The organism is Kitasatospora purpeofusca (assembly GCF_000718025.1).
GTDB lineage: Bacteria > Actinomycetota > Actinomycetes > Streptomycetales > Streptomycetaceae > Kitasatospora > Kitasatospora purpeofusca.
In genome coordinates, this window is sequence record NZ_JODS01000020.1 from 222,274 (window position 1) to 240,937 (window position 18,664).

General features: G+C 71.9%; 19 protein-coding genes. 18 read left to right on the top strand and 1 reads right to left on the bottom strand.

Features of this window, described 5'->3' with window-relative positions:
* Position 1: 1 nt before the first annotated feature.
* The 5 genes from IF01_RS0126535 (at position 2) to IF01_RS0126555 (ending at position 4,388) form a co-directional block, all read left to right on the top strand.
* The gene (locus IF01_RS0126535; protein ID WP_030396064.1) at positions 2-1,108 is read left to right on the top strand and encodes a M24 family metallopeptidase; all 1,107 of its coding nucleotides are present in this window, start codon (positions 2-4) and stop codon (positions 1,106-1,108) included.
* Positions 1,109-1,174: 66 nt separating this feature from the next.
* Positions 1,175-1,738, top strand: a complete 564-nt coding sequence (gene efp, locus IF01_RS0126540) for an elongation factor P (RefSeq protein WP_030396065.1) — start codon at positions 1,175-1,177, stop codon at positions 1,736-1,738.
* Between the two features lie 4 nt (positions 1,739-1,742).
* Positions 1,743-2,180: a transcription antitermination factor NusB gene (gene nusB, locus IF01_RS0126545; RefSeq protein WP_030396066.1), complete on the top strand. Its 438-nt coding sequence runs from the start codon at positions 1,743-1,745 to the stop codon at positions 2,178-2,180.
* Between the two features lie 159 nt (positions 2,181-2,339).
* The gene (locus IF01_RS0126550; RefSeq protein ID WP_030396067.1) at positions 2,340-3,179 is read left to right on the top strand and encodes a thioesterase family protein; all 840 of its coding nucleotides are present in this window, start codon (positions 2,340-2,342) and stop codon (positions 3,177-3,179) included.
* A 288-nt stretch (positions 3,180-3,467) separates the two neighbouring features.
* Entirely contained in the window at positions 3,468-4,388 is a 921-nt protein-coding gene (locus IF01_RS0126555; protein ID WP_030396068.1) for a DUF8829 domain-containing protein, read from the top strand.
* 175 nt (positions 4,389-4,563) lie between these two features.
* Here IF01_RS0126555 and bldD read toward each other — a convergent pair whose 3' ends face one another.
* Complete coding sequence (gene bldD, locus IF01_RS0126560) at positions 4,564-5,067, bottom strand: transcriptional regulator BldD (protein WP_030300254.1); 504 nt, start codon at positions 5,065-5,067, stop codon at positions 4,564-4,566.
* A gap of 330 nt (positions 5,068-5,397) precedes the next feature.
* On the opposite strand from bldD, the gene pyrR reads away from it, so the two are divergent.
* The 13 genes from pyrR to IF01_RS45920 all read left to right on the top strand — a co-directional run.
* Entirely contained in the window at positions 5,398-6,021 is a 624-nt protein-coding gene (gene pyrR, locus IF01_RS0126565; RefSeq protein ID WP_030396069.1) for a bifunctional pyr operon transcriptional regulator/uracil phosphoribosyltransferase PyrR, read from the top strand.
* A gap of 5 nt (positions 6,022-6,026) precedes the next feature.
* Positions 6,027-7,004 carry an aspartate carbamoyltransferase catalytic subunit gene (locus IF01_RS0126570; protein WP_030396070.1) on the top strand — a complete coding sequence of 326 codons (978 nt, stop codon included), beginning with the start codon at positions 6,027-6,029 and terminating at the stop codon, positions 7,002-7,004.
* Positions 7,001-8,305, top strand: a complete 1,305-nt coding sequence (locus IF01_RS0126575; RefSeq protein WP_030396071.1) for a dihydroorotase — start codon at positions 7,001-7,003, stop codon at positions 8,303-8,305. Before IF01_RS0126570 ends, IF01_RS0126575 begins: the two co-directional genes overlap by 4 nt.
* Positions 8,302-8,886, top strand: coding sequence for a PH-like domain-containing protein (locus tag IF01_RS0126580; RefSeq protein WP_078880312.1), 585 nt, complete (start codon positions 8,302-8,304; stop codon positions 8,884-8,886). Before IF01_RS0126575 ends, IF01_RS0126580 begins: the two co-directional genes overlap by 4 nt.
* Positions 8,883-10,040, top strand: a complete 1,158-nt coding sequence (carA, locus tag IF01_RS0126585; protein ID WP_051741800.1) for a glutamine-hydrolyzing carbamoyl-phosphate synthase small subunit — start codon at positions 8,883-8,885, stop codon at positions 10,038-10,040. Before IF01_RS0126580 ends, carA begins: the two co-directional genes overlap by 4 nt.
* Complete coding sequence (gene carB / locus IF01_RS0126590) at positions 10,033-13,344, top strand: carbamoyl-phosphate synthase large subunit (protein ID WP_030396074.1); 3,312 nt, start codon at positions 10,033-10,035, stop codon at positions 13,342-13,344. The genes carA and carB overlap by 8 nt, the downstream gene beginning before the upstream one ends.
* A gap of 66 nt (positions 13,345-13,410) precedes the next feature.
* A complete protein-coding gene (locus IF01_RS0126595; protein ID WP_030396075.1) occupies positions 13,411-14,523 on the top strand; it encodes a quinone-dependent dihydroorotate dehydrogenase in 1,113 nt (370 codons plus the stop codon).
* A gap of 47 nt (positions 14,524-14,570) precedes the next feature.
* Positions 14,571-15,404 carry an orotidine-5'-phosphate decarboxylase gene (gene pyrF, locus IF01_RS0126600; protein WP_030396076.1) on the top strand — a complete coding sequence of 278 codons (834 nt, stop codon included), beginning with the start codon at positions 14,571-14,573 and terminating at the stop codon, positions 15,402-15,404.
* A 359-nt stretch (positions 15,405-15,763) separates the two neighbouring features.
* The gene (gene mihF, locus IF01_RS0126605; RefSeq protein WP_030056187.1) at positions 15,764-16,090 is read left to right on the top strand and encodes an integration host factor, actinobacterial type; all 327 of its coding nucleotides are present in this window, start codon (positions 15,764-15,766) and stop codon (positions 16,088-16,090) included.
* Between the two features lie 48 nt (positions 16,091-16,138).
* The gene (gene gmk, locus IF01_RS0126610) at positions 16,139-16,696 is read left to right on the top strand and encodes a guanylate kinase (protein ID WP_043471804.1); all 558 of its coding nucleotides are present in this window, start codon (positions 16,139-16,141) and stop codon (positions 16,694-16,696) included.
* Between the two features lie 39 nt (positions 16,697-16,735).
* Positions 16,736-17,002 carry a DNA-directed RNA polymerase subunit omega gene (gene rpoZ / locus IF01_RS0126615; protein WP_030240625.1) on the top strand — a complete coding sequence of 89 codons (267 nt, stop codon included), beginning with the start codon at positions 16,736-16,738 and terminating at the stop codon, positions 17,000-17,002.
* 166 nt (positions 17,003-17,168) lie between these two features.
* Positions 17,169-18,404 carry a bifunctional phosphopantothenoylcysteine decarboxylase/phosphopantothenate--cysteine ligase CoaBC gene (coaBC, locus tag IF01_RS0126620; protein WP_030396078.1) on the top strand — a complete coding sequence of 412 codons (1,236 nt, stop codon included), beginning with the start codon at positions 17,169-17,171 and terminating at the stop codon, positions 18,402-18,404.
* Positions 18,405-18,556: 152 nt separating this feature from the next.
* On the top strand, positions 18,557-18,664 hold a 108-nt coding region (locus IF01_RS45920), incomplete at its 3' end, for an S-adenosylmethionine synthetase N-terminal domain-containing protein (protein ID WP_157855346.1).

Consider the following 18,664-nt stretch of genomic DNA (forward strand, 5'->3'; position numbering starts at 1 on the left):
CATGGCTGATGCGTACGCGGGCCGGCGGGAGCGGTTGCGGGAGCACTGCGGTGCGTCCGGGGCCGATGCGGCGCTGATCACCCGGGCGGCGAACGTGCGGTACCTCACCGGGTGTCCGCCGTGCGGGGCGACCCTGCTGCTGACCCGGGACCGGGCGGTGCTGGCGCTGCCCGACGACCTGCCGCCGGACGACACCGGGGAGCACCTGATCTCGCCCGAGGTGACCCGGCTGGAGGTGGCGGCCGGGGCGGACACCGCGCTGGCCGCGGCCGGTGCCGCGGCGGGGCTGCGGGTGGCCGGGCTGGCGGTGGAGGAGCACGATCTGACGGTCACCCGGCACCGGGCCGTGGCCGGGCTGGTCGAGGGCACCCGGCTGGCGGACGTCGGACAGGCGGTCGAGCGGCTGCGGGTGGTCAAGGACGAGTACGAGATCGCCGATCTGCGGATCGCCGCCGAGATCGCCGACCAGGCGCTCGGCGAGCTGCTGGAGTCGATCCTGGTCGGCCGGACCGAGCGGCACCTGGCGATGGAGCTGGAGCGCCGGATGATCGACCACGGCGCGGACCGCGCGGCGTTCCCGGTCTCGGTCGGCACCGGCAGCCACTCCGGCCAGCAGGCGCACCAGCCCACCGACCGCCGGGTCGAGGAGGGCGACTTCCTGACCGTGGTGCTCGGCGCCCGGTACCGGGGCTACGGCGTCTCGACGGCCCGGACCTTCGTGATCGGGGCGGCCCCGGCCCCCTGGCAGGTCGAGTTGCACCGGCTGGTGTTCCGGGCCCAGCGGGCCGGCCGGGAGGCGCTCGGCCCGGGGGTCGAGCAGCACGTGCCCGACCAGGCGGCGCGGGCGATCCTGCAGTCGGCGGGGCACACGGAGACCTCTCCGCACCCGGTCGGCCACGGCATCGGGCTGGAGATCCGGGAGGCACCGCGTCTCGGCCCCACGGACATGGGTAAACTGGACAGCCGCGTGCCGGTCACTGTCGGCCCGGGGGTCCACCTCCCGGGACGCGGCGGGGTCCGGATCGAGGACACGCTCGTCGTTCGCCCCCTTGAGGAGGGCGGGCCCGAGCTGCTCACCATCACCACCAAGGAGCTCCTCGCCCTGTGACACAGGCGTGTCCCAGGACGCGACCCCTTGGTTCCTTGACAGCTATATCCAGGAGTTAGTGCGCCCGTGGCTTCCACGAACGATCTCAAGAACGGCATGGTCCTCAAGCTGGACGGCGGGAAGCTCTGGTCCGTCGTCGAGTTCCAGCACGTCAAGCCCGGCAAGGGCCCGGCCTTCGTGCGCACCAAGCTCAAGGAGGTCCTGACGGGCAAGGTCGTCGACAAGACCTTCAACGCCGGCACCAAGGTCGAGACCGCGAACGTCGACAAGCGCACGATGCAGTTCTCGTACAAGGACGGCGAGAACTACGTGTTCATGGACATGGACACCTTCGACCAGCTGACCATCGAGCCGGTCGTCGTCGGTGACGCCGCCAAGTACCTGCTCGAGGGCTTCGACGCGCTCGTCGCCGTGAACGAGGGCGCGGTGCTGTACATCGAGCTCCCCGCCGCCGTCGAGCTGGTCATCGCCGAGACCGAGCCGGGCGTCCAGGGCGACCGCTCCACCGGTGGCACCAAGCCGGCCACGCTGGAGACCGGTGCCGAGATCCAGGTCCCGCTCTTCGTGACCACCGGCGAGAAGGTCAAGGTCGACACCCGCGACGGCAGCTACCTCGGCCGGGTGAAGTAAGTCCGTGTCGTCCGCACGCACCAAGGCCCGCACGCGAGCCTTCCAGATCCTGTTCGAGGCCGACCACCGTGGGGTCGACCCGCTGACGGTCCTCGCCGACTGGGTGGCCCGGGCCCGGGAGCCCAAGCCGGACGAGGGCACGCCTCAGGTCGGCGAGTACACCATGGAGCTGGTGGAGGGGTACGTCCAGTACGCCCGCCGGATCGATGAGCTGATCTCGCAGTACGCCGTCGGCTGGACGCTCGACCGGATGCCGATCGCGGACCGCAACGTCCTGCGGCTCGGTGCCTACGAGCTGATCTGGGAGGACAGCGTCCCGGACGCGGTCGTCGTCGACGAGGCGGTGGAGATCGCCAAGGAGTACTCCACCGACGACTCCCCGGCGTTCGTCAACGGTCTGCTGGCCCGCTTCATGGAGCTCAAGCCGAGCATCCGCCGCTGAGGCGCGCACCTGTACCGACGGCCGTCGGACCGGAAACGGTCCGGCGGCCGTTCGGCGTGTTCAACCGTTCGGCGTATGGTGTTACTACTCGCCAGTAACCTGGTGCTCCGGCGGCCCACGCCCGTCGGCGACCCCGTAGTGAAGGGCAGGCCACCCCCCATGACCACGGCGATCCGCAGCGAGTTCGACCAGGGCATCGCCCTCACCCCGCACCCGGACGAGCCCGACCGGTACGACGGCGAACTCGGCGCCGGCTGGCAGATCGGCGGCGGCGTCAACGGCGGAATGCTGCTGGCCGTCGCCGGCCACGCGCTCTCGCTCGCGCACACGGCCCGCCCGGAGAGCGCCGACCACACCGACCCGGTGTCGATCAGCGGCTACTACCTCTCCGCCGCCACCCCCGGACCGGCCACCGTGCGCACCGACATCGTCCGCACCGGCCGCACGCTCTCCACCGGCACCGCCGCGCTCAGCCAGGGCGGTGTGGAGCGCCTGCGGGTGCTCGCCACCCACGGCGACCTCGCCACCCACGACGGGGACGTGCGGACCAGCGCCGCCCCGCCGCAGCTGCCGCCGCCGGACCAGTGCGTCGGCGTCGAGCACGCGCCCAAGGAACTGATCGCGCAGGCCGCGCTGCTGGAGCGGTTCGACATGCGGCTCGACCCGGCGACCATCGGCTGGGCGCTCGGACAGCCGTCCGGCACCGGCCGGATCCAGGGCTGGTTCCGGCTCGCCGACGGCCGCGAGCCCGACCCGCTGCTGCTCCTGCTGGTCGCCGACGCGCTGCCGCCGGTCACCTTCGACCTCGGGATGCCGGGCTGGGCGCCGACCGTGGAACTGACGGTGCATCTGCGGGCCAGGCCCGCGCCCGGCTGGCTGCGGGTCGTGCACGCGACCCGGAACCTGGCGGGCGGGTACTTCGAGGAGGACGCCGAGGTCTGGGACGAGACCGGCCGACTGGTCGCCCAGTCCCGGCAACTCGCGCGCGTGCCGCGGTAGTCAGGAGGAGGGGGCTCGGCCGGGGGCGCGCGGGCCGGGGCGTGCGCGGGCGTGGATGGCTGAAACGGTGTGAGCGGGTGGGCACGGGGTGTGACGACGGCGCCTCGCGCGGGGCGGATGCGCGGGGCGCGACCGCTCGGGCGCACAACCGTGCGTGACTCCAAACATCCGATTCACCCTCGGTTACAGTCCTGTGACACGTCGTACGTGTGCGCCACGCGGGGCTGGGGAGGACAAGGTCGGCGGTGCACCCGCCGCCGACCCGCCCGCCCCGCCCGAGGAGCCCCGATGAGCCGCAACGGCCGCGCCCGCCGCACTCCCGACTGCACCGCCGCCGGCCACCGCCCCCGGGTCCGTCCGCGCGTCGCCGCCGAGCGGGCCGAGGGCTGCGAGCGGCAGCGGTCCGAGGGGGCCGGCCAGGCGTTCGTGATCGGGGTGCTCACCAGCGCGGCGGACTTCGAGGCGGCCCGCGCCTGGCAGTTGTCGGACGCCCCGGACCACGAGCGGTACCTGGCCGAGACCGCCGAGCTGCTCACCGACGCCCGGCGCCGGTTCGACACCGTCCGGGCGCGGATGTTCCACCCGCAGGACTTCGCCGAGTTCTGTCTGCTGCACGGCCTCGACCCGGCCGAGCCGGCCGCCCGTGAGCGCTACCTGGTCAACCCGCCGCTGCAGACCCAGCTGTTGGCCTATCAGGGCGAGGAGCTGGTCGGCGACTTCCTGCCCCGGCTGGTGCGGGCCCGGGAGAACGGACTGACGCTGCGCCACGCCGACCTGCTGCTCGACGGCCGCCTGCACGGTGAGCGCGACGAGGCCGTGCGCGGCGCCTACGAGCAGGGCGCGGAGGTGTTCCGCCGGATGCTGCTGGGGGCCGGCAGCGGCGTCTACGAGCTGCGGCTGTCGGTGGACGCGCCCGGTGGGCGGCTGACCGCGGCGGCCCGGGTGCTCCAGTGGGAGGACGGCGTGGTGCGGATCAACGACGAGGACCTCGAACTGCTCTGCGCGGTGTTCTGCGCCGGGCTGGCCCGGGAGCTGCCCGGTCTCGCGGTGCTGCACGGCGCGCAGGGCTCGGCGGCGGCCTGCGGGGAGTACCGGCAGACCGCCTGGGCCTGGGCCAGCGAGGGGCGGGTGTGGACGCCCGCGGCCGGTCCGGTGCGGCTGGACGGCGTGGCGGCCGAGCCGGGCTACCGGCTGGAGACGGTCTGCTGAAACAGGGGGACGCGTACACGCGGGCACGCGGGAGGGTGCGGCGGGGCCCGCCCGGGAACGCCGCGGCGCGGCACCCCGTTCGGGGGCCGCGCCGTGACGTTTCTGCTGGTGTTCGCCGTTCCCGCTCCCGTTTCGTGGGCCGCGAACCGGGGAGCGGGGAACCGAGGGCCGGGACTCAGCCCGTCTCCTCCTCGCGCACCGCACGGCGCGCGTCGGGGTTGAGCACGCCCCAGGAGATGAGCTGCTCGGTGAGGATCGACGGCGACTGGTCGTAGATCACGGCCAGGGTGCGCAGGTCGTCCTGGCGGATCGACAGCACCTTGCCGTTGTAGTCGCCGCGCTGGCTCTGGATGGTCGCCGCGTAGCGCTGCAGCGGGCCGGCCTTCTCGGACGGGACCTGGGTCAGTCTCTCCAGGTCGAGGACCAGGCGCGGCGGCGGCTCGGCCGCGCCGCCGGGCGTACCGCCGGGCAGCAGCTCCTGTACCGGGACCCCGTAGAACTCCGCCAGTTCGGCCAGACGCTGCACGGTGACCGCACGGTCCCCACGCTCGTACGAGCCGACGACGACTGCCTTCCAGCGCCCCTGGGACTTCTCCTCGACACCGTGCAGGGAGAGCCCCTGCTGGGTGCGGATGGCTCGGAGCTTGCCTCCGAGCTGCTTCGCGTAGTCGCTGGACATTGATCTCCCCGGACGAGATTGCTTCGCGTTCAGTGGTGGGTCACGGGCGATTGCCGACGCCGTTACCGGTGGGTTCGACGTCCGTCTCGTAACTCACTGTGAGGTTACGTAGAGTGAGGTAGTTGCGTCAAGCCGAATGGGGCAGTCGTGCGAATGGGCCGCATCAGGGGTGCGTCCGGCACGTGAACCAGGGGAAGCGGAACGATGGCCGTCGGTTGGCCGCAGAATCACGCTGGTAGGATGACCGGAGCCCGCGCCGCAGGTCGGCGGGGGTCTCCCGACATCCTTTAAGACCCGTCCCGTGAGGCGGGGAAGGAGGTCCGCTTCGGCATGACCGCACACCAGGAATCCGCACCGAGGCCGCCGCACCAAGTGCTGGACGGCACGGACATCGCCCGGGTCATCACCCGGATAGCGCACGAGATCGTCGAGCGCGCCAAGGGCGCCGAGGACGTCGTGCTGCTGGGCATCCACACCAGGGGTGTCCACCTCGCCCGGCGGCTGCACGCCAGGCTCGCCCAGATCACCGACCAGGACATCCCGCTCGGCACCCTGGACATCACGATGTACCGGGACGATCTGAGGCTGAAGCCCGCCCGCGCCCTGGAGCACACCGAGATCCCGCCCGGCGGCATCGACGGTCGGCTGGTCGTCCTCGTCGACGACGTGCTCTTCTCCGGCCGCACCATCCGCGCCGCGCTCGACGCCCTGAACGACATCGGCCGCCCCCGCGCCGTCCAGCTCGCCGTCCTCGTCGACCGCGGCCACCGCGAGCTGCCGATCCGCGCCGACTACGTGGGCAAGAACCTCCCCACGTCACTGCGCGAGGCCGTCCAGGTGCGCCTGTCCGACCGCGACGGCGTGGACGCCGTGCTCGTCGGCGACCGCGACTTCGCGGCGCGCTCCTCCCAGGCCCTGGCCGCTCAGGCCACCGAATCGCACCTCCCGGAGTAACCCGCGTGAAGCGCCACCTCGTGTCCGCCGCCGATCTCACCCGCGACGACGCGCTGCTCGTCCTGGACACCGCCGAGGAACTCGCCCAGCTGTCCGGCCGGGCGGTCAAGAAGCTCCCCACCCTCCGCGGCCGCACCGTCGTCAACCTCTTCTTCGAGGACTCGACCCGCACCAAGACCTCCTTCGAGGTCGCCGAGAAGCGGCTCTCCGCGGACGTCATCAACTTCTCCGCCAAGGGCTCCTCGGTCTCCAAGGGCGAGAGCCTCAAGGACACCGCGCTGACCCTCCAGGCGATGGGCGCCGACGCGGTCGTGGTCCGGCACCACGCCTCCGGCGCGCCGGCCCGGCTGGCCCAGTCCGACTGGCTGCACGGCAGCGTCATCAACGCCGGTGACGGCACCCACGAGCACCCCACCCAGGCCCTGCTCGACGCCTTCACCATGCGCCGCCACCTCAACCCGGGGGCCGGCAACGACCTGGCCGGGCGGCGGGTGACCATCGTCGGTGACATCCTGCACAGCCGGGTGGCCCGCTCGAACGTCCACCTGCTCACCACGCTCGGCGCCCAGGTGACCTTCGTCGCCCCGCCGACCCTGCTGCCGATCGGGATCGAGAACTGGCCCTGCGAGGTCAGCTACGACCTGGAGAGCGTGCTCCCGAAGACCGACGCGCTGATGATGCTCCGGGTCCAGCGCGAGCGGATGAACGCCGCGTTCTTCCCCACCGAGCGCGAGTACACCCGCCGCTACGGCGTGGACGGCCCGCGGATGTCCCGGCTGCCCGAGCACGCCATCGTCATGCACCCCGGCCCGATGGTCCGCGGCATGGAGATCACCGCCGAGGTCGCCGACTCGCCGCGCTGCACCGTGGTCGAGCAGGTCGCCAACGGCGTCTCCGTCCGGATGGCCGTGCTCTACCTGCTGCTCGGCGGAGCCACCCTCACCGACACCCCCCGCACCGACTCCGTGGAGAGCGCCAAGTGACCACCTACCTGATCCGCAACGCCCAGATCCTCGGCGGCGCTCCGCAGGACCTCCACCTCGTCGACGGTGCGATCGCGGCGATCGGCACCGCCTTGGACGCCACGGCGGACATCGAGATCGACGCCACCGGGCTGATCGTCCTGCCCGGCCTGGTCGACCTGCACACCCACCTGCGCGAGCCCGGCCGTGAGGACGCCGAGACCGTCCTCACCGGCACCCGCGCCGCCGCCAAGGGCGGCTTCACCGCCGTCCACGCGATGGCCAACACCTTCCCGGTGGCCGACACCGCCGGTGTGGTCGAGCAGGTCTGGCGGCTGGGCCAGGAGTCCGGCTACTGCGACGTCCAGCCGGTCGGCGCCGTCACCGTCGGCCTGGAGGGCAAGAAGCTCGCCGAGCTCGGCGCCATGCACGAGTCCGCGGCCGGCGTCCGGGTCTTCTCCGACGACGGCAAGTGCGTCGACGACGCGGTGATGATGCGCCGCGCGCTGGAGTACGTGAAGGCCTTCGACGGTGTCGTCGCCCAGCACGCGCAGGAGCCCCGGCTGACCGAGGGCGCCCAGATGAACGAGGGCCAGGTCTCCGGCGAGCTCGGCCTCGGCGGCTGGCCGGCCGTCGCGGAGGAGGCGATCATCGCCCGCGACGTGCTGCTCGCCGCGCACGTCGGCTCCCGGCTGCACATCTGCCACGTCTCCACCGCCGGCTCGGTCGAGATCGTCCGCTGGGCCAAGGCCAAGGGATGGGACGTCACCGCCGAGGTCACCCCGCACCACCTGCTGCTGACCGACGAGCTGGTCCGCTCCTACGACCCGGTGTACAAGGTCAACCCGCCGCTGCGCACCGCCGAGGACGTCCAGGCGCTGCGCAAGGCGCTGGCGGACGGCACCATCGACGCCGTCGCCACCGACCACGCGCCGCACCCGGCCGAGGACAAGGACTGCGAGTGGGCCGTGGCCGCGATGGGCATGGTCGGCCTGGAGACCGCGCTGTCCGTGGTGCAGCAGACCATGGTCGACACCGGCCTGCTGAACTGGGAGGGCGTCGCCGACCGGATGTCGCACCGCCCGGCCCGGATCGGTCGCCTCGCGGGGCAGGGCCGGCCGGTCTCGGTGGGTGAGCCCGCCAACCTGGTGCTGTTCGATCCCGCGTACCGTGGTGCCGTGAACCCCGACAGCTTCGCCACCCGCTCCCGCAACACCCCTTACAAGGGCCTCGACCTGCCCGGTCGGGTGCACGCCACCTTCCTGCGCGGCACCGCCACGGTGCTGGCCGGCGAGCTGGTCGAGCAGGGTGGTCTCGCGTGAGCTCCACGACCGGGGGCGCCGCGGCGCTGCTGGCCCAGGAGCAGGCGAGGGTCGCCAACTGGCCCGGGTACATCGGCTGGACGGTGGGCCTGCTGCTGGTCATCGGCCTCGTGTACTGGCTGATGCGCCAGGGCTGGAACTGGCGCCGCACCCTGCAGTCCGGGATCCCGCCGCTGCCCGCCGTGCCGGAGCGCGCCGGCCGGACCATCCTGGAGAGCAGCGGCCGGTACCACGGCACCACCACCGCCGGGAACTGGCTCGACCGGGTCGTCGCGCACGGCCTGGGCACCCGCAGCCGCGCCGATCTGACCCTCGGCGAGAACGGGCTGCTGGTGCAGCGCCCGGGTGACGTCGACTTCTGGATCCCCGCCGAGCACCTGACCGGTGCCCGGACGGACTCCGGGATCGCCGGAAAGGTCGTCCCGTCCGGGATCCTCGTGGTCACCTGGGCGCTCGAGGGCACGGAGCTGGACTCCGGGTTCCGGTTCGACCATCCGGACGAGCACGCCGCCTGGGTCGAGGCGGTCGCTCACATCGCAACACGTACGACGACGAAGAAGACGGAAGAGGCCGCGTCATGACCGCACCTGCCCCCACCACGCAGCGCCAACGGCGGGAGCGTGTGCCCGCTGTGCTCGTCCTGGAGGACGGCCGGACCTTCCGGGGCCAGGCCTACGGCGCGACCGGCGAGACCTACGGCGAGGCCGTCTTCAACACCGGCATGTCCGGCTACCAGGAGACCCTCACCGACCCCTCGTACCACCGCCAGGTGGTCGTGATGACCGCCCCGCAGATCGGCAACACCGGCTGGAACGACGAGGACGACGAGTCCAAGCAGATCTGGGTCGCCGGGTACGTCGTCCGCGACCCCTCCCGGGTCGCCTCCAACTGGCGCTCCCGCCGCTCGCTGGACGAGGAGCTGGTGAACCAGGGCGTCGTCGGCATCAGCGGCATCGACACCCGGGCGCTCACCCGCCACCTGCGCGAGCGCGGCGCCATGCGCTGCGGCATCTTCTCCGGCGAGGCCCTGGCCGACCCGGCCGCGCTGCTCGCCAAGGTGCAGTCCTCGCCCGAGATGAAGGGCGCCGACCTGTGCGCCGAGGTCGCCACCACCGAGCCGTACGTGGTGCCGGCGATCGGTGAGAAGCGCTTCACCGTCGCCGCCCTGGACCTCGGCATCAAGGCGATGACCCCGCAGCGGATGGCCGAGCGCGGCATCGAGGTGCACGTGCTGCCCGCAAACGCGACGATCGAGGACGTCTACGCCGTCAACCCCGACGGCGTGTTCTTCTCCAACGGCCCGGGCGACCCGGCCACCGCCGACCACCAGGTCGCCGTGGCGCAGGGCGTGCTGGAGCGCAGGACCCCGTTCTTCGGGATCTGCTTCGGCAACCAGATCCTCGGCCGCGCGCTGGGCTTCGGCACCTACAAGCTCAAGTACGGCCACCGCGGCATCAACCAGCCGGTGCAGGACCGCACCACCGGCAAGGTCGAGGTGACCGCCCACAACCACGGCTTCGCCGTGAACGCGCCGCTGGACAAGGTCAGCGACACCCCGTACGGGCGGGTCGAGGTCTCCCACGTCTGCCTGAACGACGACGTGGTGGAGGGCCTCCAGGCGCTCGACGTGCCCGCCTTCAGCGTGCAGTACCACCCCGAAGCGGCTGCCGGCCCGCACGACGCGGCCTACCTCTTCGACCGTTTCGTTGAGCTCATGGAGGGCCAGCGTGCCTAAGCGCACTGACATCAAGTCCGTCCTGGTCATCGGGTCCGGCCCGATCGTGATCGGCCAGGCCGCCGAGTTCGACTACTCGGGCACGCAGGCGTGTCGCGTCCTGAAGGCCGAGGGCCTGCGGGTCGTCCTGGTGAACTCCAACCCGGCGACGATCATGACCGACCCGGAGATCGCCGACGCCACCTACGTCGAGCCGATCACCCCGGAGTTCGTCGAGAAGATCATCGCCAAGGAGCGCCCCGACGCCCTGCTGCCCACCCTGGGCGGCCAGACCGCGCTCAACACCGCGATCTCCCTGCACAGCGCCGGCACGCTGGAGAAGTACGGCGTCGAGCTGATCGGCGCCGACGTCGAGGCGATCAACAAGGGCGAGGACCGCGAGCTGTTCAAGGGCGTGGTCGAGGCCGTCAACGCCAAGATCGGCCACGGCGAGTCCGCCCGCTCGGTCATCTGCCACACCATGGACGAGGTCATCGCCGGGGTCGACACCCTCGGCGGCTACCCGGTCGTCGTCCGCCCCTCCTTCACCATGGGCGGCGCCGGCTCCGGCTTCGCCCACGACGAGGACGAGCTGCGCCGCATCGCCGGCCAGGGCCTGACGCTCTCCCCGACCACCGAGGTGCTCCTGGAGGAGTCCATCCTCGGCTGGAAGGAGTACGAGCTCGAGCTGATGCGCGACAAGAACGACAACGTCGTGGTCGTCTGCTCGATCGAGAACTTCGACCCGATGGGCGTGCACACCGGTGACTCGATCACCGTCGCCCCGGCGATGACGCTCACCGACCGCGAGTACCAGATCCTGCGCGACATCGGCATCGCCGTGATCCGCGAGGTCGGCGTCGACACCGGCGGCTGCAACATCCAGTTCGCCGTCAACCCCGACGACGGCCGGGTCATCGTCATCGAGATGAACCCGCGGGTGTCCCGCTCCTCGGCGCTGGCCTCCAAGGCGACCGGCTTCCCGATCGCCAAGATCGCCGCCAAGCTGGCCGTCGGCTACACCCTCGACGAGATCCCCAACGACATCACCGAGCAGACCCCGGCCTCCTTCGAGCCGGCCCTCGACTACGTCGTGGTCAAGGTGCCCCGGTTCGCGTTCGAGAAGTTCCCGAGCGCCGACGCCACCCTCACCACCACCATGAAGTCGGTGGGCGAGGCGATGGCCATGGGCCGCAACTTCCCCGAGGCGCTGCAGAAGGCGCTGCGCTCGCTGGAGAAGAAGGGCTCCCAGTTCACCTGGGTCGGCCCGGTGGGCGACAAGGCCGAGCTGCTGGCCAAGGCGGTCGTGCCGACCGACGGCCGGATCAACACCGTGATGCAGGCCATCCGGGCCGGGGCCACCCCGGACGAGGTGTTCGAGTTCACCAAGATCGACCCGTGGTTCGTCGACCAGCTCTTCCTGCTCGACGAGATCGCCGGCGAGCTGGCCGAGGCCCCCGAGCTCACCCCCGAGCTGCTGCGCCACGCCAAGCGGCACGGCTTCTCCGACCACCAGGTCGGCGAGATCCGCGGCCTGCGCCCCGACGTGGTCCGCGAGGTCCGGCACGCGCTGGGCATCCGCCCGGTCTTCAAGACCGTCGACACCTGCGCGGCCGAGTTCGCGGCCAAGACCCCGTACTTCTACTCGTCCTACGACGAGGAGAACGAGGTCGCCCCGCGCACCAAGCCCGCGGTGATCATCCTCGGCTCCGGCCCGAACCGCATCGGCCAGGGCATCGAGTTCGACTACTCCTGCGTGCACGCCTCCTTCGCGCTCGCCGAGGCCGGGTACGAGACCGTCATGGTCAACTGCAACCCGGAGACCGTCTCCACCGACTACGACACCTCCGACCGGCTCTACTTCGAGCCGCTCACCCTGGAGGACGTGCTGGAGATCGTCCACGCCGAGAAGCAGGCCGGACCGCTCGCCGGTGTGATCGTCCAGCTCGGCGGCCAGACCCCGCTCGGCCTGGCCCAGGCGCTCAAGGACAACGGCGTGCCGATCGTCGGCACCCAGCCGGAGGCCATCGACCTGGCCGAGGAGCGCGGCGCTTTCGGCCGCGTCCTGCGCGACGCGGGCCTGCCCGCCCCCAAGCACGGCACCGCCTTCTCCTTCGCCGAGGCCAAGGCCCTCGCCGACGAGATCGGCTACCCGGTGCTCGCCCGCCCGTCCTACGTGCTCGGCGGACGCGGCATGGAGATCGTCTACGACGAGGAGTCGCTCGCCTCCTACCTGGAGCGGCACGCCGGTCTGATCTCCGAGCACCCGGTGCTGATCGACCGCTTCCTCGACGACGCGGTGGAGATCGACGTCGACGCCCTCTACGACGGCACCGAGCTCTACCTCGGCGGCGTCATGGAGCACATCGAGGAGGCCGGCATCCACTCCGGCGACTCCGCCTGCGCCCTGCCGCCGATCACCCTCGGCGGGTACGACATCAAGCGGCTGCGCGCCTCCACCGAGGCCATCGCCCGCGGCGTCGGGGTGCGCGGTCTGATCAACATCCAGTTCGCGCTCTCCGGCGACATCCTGTACGTCCTGGAGGCCAACCCGCGCGCCTCGCGCACCGTGCCGTTCACCTCCAAGGCGACCGCGGTGCCGCTGGCCAAGGCCGCCGCCCGGGTCTCGCTCGGCGCCACCATCGCCGAGCTGCGCGCCGAGGGCATGCTCCCGGCCGAGGGCGACGGCGGCACCCTGCCGGCCGACGCCCCGATCGCGGTCAAGGAGGCCGTGATGCCGTGGAGCCGCTTCCGCGACGTCCACGGCCGCGGCGTGGACACCGTCCTCGGCCCGGAGATGCGCTCCACCGGCGAGGTCATGGGCCTGGACCGGGTGTTCGGCACCGCCTACGCGAAGGCCCAGGCCGGCGCCTACGGCGCGCTGCCGACCAAGGGCAAGGTCTTCGTCTCGGTCGCCAACCGCGACAAGCGCAACCTGGTCTTCCCGGCCCGCGCGCTGGTCAGCCTGGGCTTCGAGGTGCTCGCCACCGCCGGCACCGCCGAGGTCCTCCAGCGCGGCGGCATCCCGTCCACGCTGGTGCGCAAGCACAGCGAGGGCGAGGGCCCGAACGGCGAGCGGACCATCGTCCAGCTGATCCACGACGGCGAGGTCGACCTCATCATCAACACGCCGTACGGCACCGGCGGCCGCCTCGACGGCTACGAGATCCGCACCGCCGCCGTCGCCCGCGCGGTGCCCTGCCTGACCACCGTGCAGGCCATGGGCGCCGCCGTCCAGGGCATCGACCGGCTGCTGCGCGACGAGGTCGGCGTGATGTCGCTCCAGGAGCACGCCGAGCTGATCAACGCCGGCCGCGCCAACTAGCACCACCGCAGTGGGGGGCACCAGTACCGCCGGGTGCCCCCCACTTCCATGCCCTGGGAGGACTTTGTGTACAAGCTGCTGTTCGACCTCGTGTTCAAGAAGATGGACCCGGAGAAGGCCCACCACCTGGCCTTCTTCTGGATCCGGCTGGCCTCCTCGGTGCCCGGCCTGCGCGGCCTCGTCCGGCTGGTGCTCGCCCCGCGCGACCGGGCGCTGCGCACCGACGCCCTCGGCCTCGCCCTGCCCGGCCCGTTCGGCCTGGCGGCCGGCTTCGACAAGAACGCGGTCGGCATCGACGGCCTGTCGATGCTCGGCTTCGACTACGTCGAGATCGGCACCGTCACCGGCGAGGCGCAGCCCGGCAACCCGCAGCCGCGGCTGTTCCGGCTGGTCGAGGACCGCGCGCTGATCAACCGGATGGGCTTCAACAACCAGGGCTCGGCCCGGGTCGCCGCCCGGCTGGCCGCGCGCCCGCACACCAGCTCCACCCCGGTCGTCGGCGTCAACATCGGCAAGACCAAGGTGGTCGAGGAGGCCGACGCGGTCGCCGACTACGTGAAGTCCACCGAGCGGCTCGCCCGCTTCGCCGACTACCTGGTGGTCAACGTCAGCTCGCCGAACACCCCCGGGCTGCGCAACCTCCAGGCCGTCGAGCACCTGCGCCCGCTGCTGAGCGCCGTGCGCGAGGCCGCCGACCGGACCACCCCGCACCACGTGCCGCTGCTGGTCAAGATCGCCCCCGACCTGGCGGACGAGGACATCGACGAGGTGGCCGACCTGGCCCTGGAGCTGGGCCTGGACGGCATCATCGCGACCAACACCACGATCGGCCGCGAGGGCCTGCGCAGCGACGCCGCCCGGGTCGCGGAGATCGGCATGGGCGGCCTGTCCGGCGCCCCGCTCAAGGAGCGCGCCCTGGTGGTCCTGCAGCGGCTGCGCGCCCGTACCGGCGGCCGGCTGACGCTGGTCTCGGTCGGCGGCATCGAGACCGCCGAGGACGCCTGGCAGCGGATCGTCCACGGCGCCGACCTGGTGCAGGGCTACAGCGCCTTCGTCTACGAGGGCCCGCTCTGGTGCAGGCGCGTCCACAAGGGCCTGTCGGCGCGCCTGCGGGCCGGCGGCTTCCGCAGCCTGGCCGCGGCCGTCGGCAGCGCGGTCGACGACCGCACGGCCGCCTGAGCCCCTCCTCCCACGCCTCTTCTCCCACGCCCCTCCGGAAGGACGTCATGACCCTCGCCCCCTTCGGCGCCCGGCTGCGCCACGCCCTCGACACCCGCGGCCAGCTCTGCGTGGGCATCGACCCGCACGCCTCCCTGCTCGCCGCCTGGGGCCTGGAGGACACCGTCGCGGGCCTGGAGACCTTCAGCCGCACCGTGGTCGAGGCGCTGGCCGACCGGGTCGCCGTGCTCAAGCCGCAGGCCGCGTTCTACGAGCGCTTCGGCTCCCGGGGCGTCGCCGTCCTGGAGCGGTCGGTCGAGGAGGCCAGGGCGGCCGGTGCGCTCGTCCTGATGGACGCCAAGCGCGGTGACATCGGCTCCACCATGGCCGCCTACGCGGAGGCCTTCCTGGCGCCCGGCAGCCCGCTCTTCTCGGACGCCGTCACGGTCAGCCCCTACCTGGGCTTCGGCTCGCTGCGCCCGGCGCTGGACCTGGCGCGGGCGAGCGGCGCGGGCGTGTTCGCGCTGGCGCTCACCTCCAACCCGGAGGGCGCTGAGGTGCAGCGCGCGGTCGGCGCCGACGGCGCGCCGGTCGCCGCCTCGGTGCTGCGCCAGCTGGCCGAGGAGAACGCCGGGGCCGAGCCGCTGGGCTCCTTCGGCGCGGTGGTCGGCGCCACCCTGGCCGACGCCGGGGTGGACCTGGCGATCAACGGCCCGCTGCTGGCCCCCGGCATCGGGGCGCAGGGCGCGACCATGGCCGATCTGCCGCGGGTGTTCGGCGCCTCGGTGCGCAATGTCGTCCCGAGCGTCAGCCGGGACGTGCTGAAGCACGGCCCCTCGGTGGAGGCGCTGCGTTCGGCCGCCGACCGTTTTGTCCAGGAGTACGCCGAAGCGGTCAAGTAGCGGGCGGTGTCGCGGGGTTCGCCCCGGCGGACGCTCCGCAGCACCCCCGTGACGGGTTGCGACGGGGGAGGCGGGACGGCGGCTTGACGTGAGCGCCGTCACATCGGTGCCGCCAAAGCTTCGCAATCACGGTCATTTTGCCCCGGAAAGTCCTGGTCGGCCTTGGCTGACCAGGACTTTTCGTGTTCTTTTCCTGACGCGGCGCCGCAATCCGGGTAGTGTCCGGCGATAGGTCATCGAAGAGCCGCGAATACTGCTGCTCTCGCAGGTCAGGGGCGGCGCGTCGCTCTCTGGCCGGTGTCCTGGGAACCACAACAGTCCTAGTTCAATCCCTTCCATCCACACCTGAGGTGAACGGCGTGGCTCTTCCGCCCCTTACCCCTGAACAGCGCACCGCCGCGCTCGCGAAGGCCGCCGAGGCTCGCCGGGAGCGCGCCGAGGTCAAGAACCGGCTCAAGCACTCCGGCGCCTCCCTGCACGAGGTGATCAAGGCCGGCAAGGCCGACAACGACGTGATCGGCAAGATGAAGGTCTCCGCCCTGCTGGAGTCCCTGCCGGGCGTGGGCAAGGTCCGTGCCAAGCAGATCATGGAGCGGCTCGGCATCTCCGAGAGCCGTCGTGTCCGTGGTCTCGGAACGAACCAGATCGCCTCCCTGGAGCGGGAGTTCGGCGGCGGTGCCGCCTGACCGTGCCCCGTGGTCCCAGGATCGCCCGCGATCCGGGATAATCGGTGCATGAGTGAGCGTCCGCGGCTGACCGTGCTCTCCGGCCCCTCGGGGGTCGGCAAGAGCACGGTCGTCGCTCATATGAGGAAGCAGCACCCCGAAGTCTGGCTCTCGGTGTCGGCGACGACCCGCCACCCGAGGCCGGGCGAGCAGCACGGGGTCCAGTACCACTTCGTCGACAACGACGAGTTCGACAAGCTGATCGCCAACGGTGAGCTGCTGGAGTGGGCCGTGTTCGCAGGCAACCGCTACGGCACCCCCCGGGCGGCGGTCCAGGAGAAGCTGGAGCGCGGCGAGCCCGTACTGCTGGAGATCGACCTGCAGGGCGCCCGCCAGGTGCGCGAGTCCATGCCCGAGGCGCAGCTGGTCTTCCTGGCTCCGCCGAGCTGGGACGAGCTGGTCCGCCGGCTCACCGGCCGGGGCACCGAGCCGCAGGACGTGATCGAGAAGCGGCTGGAGGCGGCCAAGATCGAACTGGCGGCCGAGCCGGAGTTCGACACCACCCTGGTCAACACCTCCGTCGAGCAGGTCGCCACTGAACTGCTAGCCTTGCTCGGTGTAGGCTGACCTGTTGTCTTTTTTTCCACCCTTTCGGAAGGTTTTCGCGTGTCCTCTTCCATGACCGCGCCCGAGGGCATCATCAACCCGCCGATCGACGAGCTGCTTGAGGCCACCGACTCCAAGTACAGCCTGGTCATCTACGCGGCCAAGCGTGCGCGTCAGATCAACGCGTACTACTCCCAGCTCGGCGAGGGCCTGCTGGAGTACGTCGGCCCGCTGGTCGACACCCACGTGCACGAGAAGCCGCTGTCGATCGCGCTGCGCGAGATCAACGCCGGCATGCTGACGGCCGAGGCGATCGAGGCCGCCTGAGGCGTCACCGCGTCTGCGGAAGGGCCCGTCGGAGTTCGCTCCGACGGGCCCTCCGTCTTTTCCGGTGCTTGCCCCGGCGGCCGGGCGGGGTGCCGCTGCGCGGGTGATCGTCGGCGGGTCGTAGGGTTGGCGGGCATCTGGGACCGCCACGAGGAGAGCAGGCGACATGAGCGGCAGCACGGAGCGGACGGGCGCACCGCGCGTCGTCCTCGGCGTCAGCGGCGGCATCGCCGCGTACAAGGCGTGCGAGCTGCTGCGGCGGTTCACCGAGTCCGGCCACCAGGTCACCGTGGTGCCCACCGCGGCGGCGCTGCACTTCGTCGGCGAGGCGACCTGGGCGGCCCTCTCCGGCCGCCCCGCGGCCACCGAGACCTGGGACGACGTGCACGAGGTCCCGCACGTGCGGATCGGGCAGAACGCCGACCTGGTCGTGGTCGCCCCGGCCACCGCCGACCTGATGGCCAAGGCCGCCCACGGCCTCGCCGACGACCTGCTCACCAACACCCTGCTCACCGCCCGCTGCCCGGTGGTGCTGGCGCCCGCGATGCACACCGAGATGTGGGAGCACCCCGCCACCCGGGAGAACGTCGCCACGCTGCGCCGCCGGGGTGTGATCGTGCTGGAGCCCGCCAGCGGCCGGCTGACCGGCAAGGACACCGGCAAGGGGCGGCTGCCCGAGCCGGCCGCGATCTTCGACGCCTGCCGGGCCGTGCTCCGGTACGGCGGCGAGCGGGCCGACCTGGCCGGCCGGCACGTGGTGGTCTCGGCCGGCGGCACCCGTGAGCCGCTCGACCCGGTCCGCTTCCTCGGCAACCGCTCCTCCGGCAAGCAGGGCTACGCGCTCGCCGCGACGGCCGCCGCCCGCGGTGCCCGTGTGACGTTGATCTCGGCCAACGCGGGACTGCCCGACCCGGCCGGGGTGGACGTGGTCAGGGTGGCCACCGCGCTGGAACTGCGGGACGCGGCGCTGAAGGCCGCCGAGGACGCGGACGCCGTGGTCATGGCCGCGGCGGTGGCCGACTTCCGGCCCGCGGCCTACGCCGCCGGCAAGATCAAGAAGGTCGAGGGGGTCGAACCGGCCCCGGTCGCGCTCGTCCGCAACCCCGATGTGCTCGCCGAGCTCTCCGCCCACCGCACCCGTTCGGGCCAACTGGTGGTGGGATTCGCGGCGGAGACCGACGACGTCCTCGCCAATGGCCGCGCCAAGCTCGCGCGCAAGGGCTGCGACCTGCTGGTGGTCAACGAGGTGGGGGACGGAAAGGCCTTCGGGCAGGACGTCAACGAGGCCGTGGTACTGGGCGCGGACGGCACCGAGACCCCCGTTCCGGTGGGCCCGAAGGAGGCTCTCGCGGACGTCGTCTGGGACCTGGTCGCGGAACGGCTAGATCTGCTCGCCCATTGATCTCGAGGGGTGGGCATTCGGTCTTCGATTCCGGAATCACGTGACGTTTCTCGGAAGCTGACCGTTACACTCCAGGAATCAAGTCTTTCCGGAAGTCCCCGGTTCCGACCGGGGCCTTTCAGTCAGCAGCCGCTGCAACCCCAGGGAGCGCTGTGTCTCGCCGCCTGTTCACCTCGGAGTCCGTGACCGAGGGACACCCCGACAAGATCGCTGACCAGATCAGCGACACCATTCTTGACGCTCTCCTCCGCGAGGACCCG